Source organism: Bacteroidota bacterium (assembly GCA_030706565.1).
Classification (GTDB): Bacteria; Bacteroidota; Bacteroidia; order Bacteroidales; family JAUZOH01; genus JAUZOH01.
Genome location: JAUZOH010000524.1, coordinates 1 through 2,345, shown reverse-complemented (window position 1 = coordinate 2,345; position 2,345 = coordinate 1). Strand labels below are relative to the sequence as shown.

The 2,345-nt window shown below is 42.3% G+C and carries 1 protein-coding gene; it reads right to left on the bottom strand.

Annotated elements, in window-relative coordinates:
- Nucleotides 1-2,345: HYR domain-containing protein (locus Q8907_16370; GenBank protein ID MDP4275844.1), on the bottom strand; the 2,345-nt coding region annotated here is incomplete at both ends.

Sequence of the window (2,345 nt, the reverse complement as noted above, 5' to 3'; positions counted from 1 at the left end):
GCAAACCATTATATTGAGGATCAGAAGATATGGCATTACTGATATTAATCTGGTAGGGCACTGTACCATCAACTATGTCATCTTCTTTTCCCGTAACGGTTACAGTTTGAAGTATATTCCAATTTGCACGGGTAAAAGTGACCACTTTACCGGCCGGTGAAGTAATATCGCCTTCGGTTAAATCGCTGCTGGACAAATTAAACGAGACAGTTCCCGAAGGTTGTGATTTTAAACCCATCGAAAAGGTTGCAGTCCCTGAATTTTCCGCAGTATTGCCACTAATGGCCGATACCATTAATCCAGTCACATCATTATCCAGATTGACGGCTTTAACTTCGACAAAATTGGCATTATAATATCCGGATGACGGATCAGTCAGTGTTTTATTTATTTTCAGAGTATCCGTATAAGAAATATTACCGTCGGTTATATTGTCATCCACCCCGGTGGCTGTAACTGTCTGCAAGACATTCCAGTTCGATGCATTAAAAATAAGCCGTGAGGGGGAAACATTGCCTTCTCCAATATTACTGCTGCTCACAGCGATAACCACAGTTCCGGTTGGAGCCGATCCCAGACGCACTGTAAATGAATCCTGTCCTGCACTTTCAGTTGTGGTTATGGAATTTTTCGATACAATGATAGCACCTTCCTGTCCCAGGATTTTAATTGTAAAACTACAGGTTTCAGAATTTCCATCTGCATCATAAGCAACATAAGTAACCTGTGTTGTTCCTAAATTAAAAACTCCGCTGCTCAAAATATTTATGCCTGAAGATTGGGGTGCAGAGACAGTGGCCCCCGACATAGCCCAGGTGAGTTTGGTAACCCCACAATTATCTGCGAAAACAGGTGCTGCAATTCCTGATATTGTTGCATTCTGGTCACCGGCAGAAGCTACTATATGAATAATATTCGCAGGAGGTAAAATTGTCGGTTTTTGATTATCTGAAACAACAACATTGAATATGGTTACCGAATGATTGCCTTTTGCGTCAGTGGCATTCCAGGTTACAACTGTAGTTCCCTTGTTAAATACCTGTCCATCAAGGCTGGTATTACTTTTTGTAATTGAGGTAGTTGCCCCGCTAAGGGTAAAAGTTTTAACCGGATTAGGATCGCAATTATCAGTCACATCCCAGGTCGTTCCACTATGAGTATATGTACAAACCCCAATAGCCGTACTAACCGATTTAGCCGAAAGGACATCAAGCATAGGGCCTTGCTTATCTTCCACAGACAATGTTGAAGAACAAACGGAATAATTACCTGAACCGTCAGTTACTTTCAAGTATACCGTTTTATTACCGAGATCACTGCAATTATATTGCAGTGAAGAACTAAATGTCAAATTATCCTTAGATATTAGATAAGTCAAAGGCCCGCAATTGTCCGAGGAATTATTGTCGATGGCAGAAGGTAAAACAGCAATATTCCCTGTCCTGTCCAATTGAACTGATGATGCTTTGCAAATCGCTGAAGGATTTTGCTTGTCACTTACCGTAACAATGAAGGATGAAGTTGAAAAATTGCCGGCCGCATCCACAGCTATCCATGTCACCGCTGTATTCCCTTTATTAAAAGCCACACCTTTAAGAGAAGTCCCGGTACCAGTGGTTGCACCAGAAAGAGAATAGGTCAAAGAACTAATGGCACAGTTATCTTTTACCTGATCGTCCCACGAATTATCAACAGGCGAATAAGTACATAAATTGTTATCCGTATTTTTAAGTTGAGTACCTGTTATTGTATAAGTAAAAACAGGCGCTGATTTATCCTGAACAATAACATCAAAACCACAAGTATTGCTTTGGTTTCCTGCTGCATCAGCAACGATATAAGTAACATGAGTAATTCCAACAGGAAAGGCAGAACCGGGAGTATTGGATTTTGTCCATATAAGATTGGAAACCGAAGTACAATTGTCAGTTGCTGTAGGTTCAGCCCATGTAACAACGGCCCCGCAAGTACCGGGATCATTTACTTTGGTAATATTTCCCGGACAGTTGTAGATAACCGGTTTCTCCGTATCAACCACAGTAATGGTAAAGCTCCAGGTGTTGGTGTTTCCGCTGTTGTCGTAAGCTGTCCAGGTAATCTGATTGGCTCCTTTGGATAAAACAATGCCTGCCATGGAGGTCGTTGCATTGGTCCCGACTTCTGCCCCGCTGTTGATTTTATAAGTTATTTTTGTTATTCCGCAGTTATCGTTGACTGCGGTCGGATTAAATTCCCCGTCTTTGACCGTATAGGTACAGGCTCCGGCATCCGTATTCCGGTTGCCACTAACAGCCGTGCCCGTAATGGCCGGTGCCTGGGCATCAATCACCGTGATGGTAACGCTC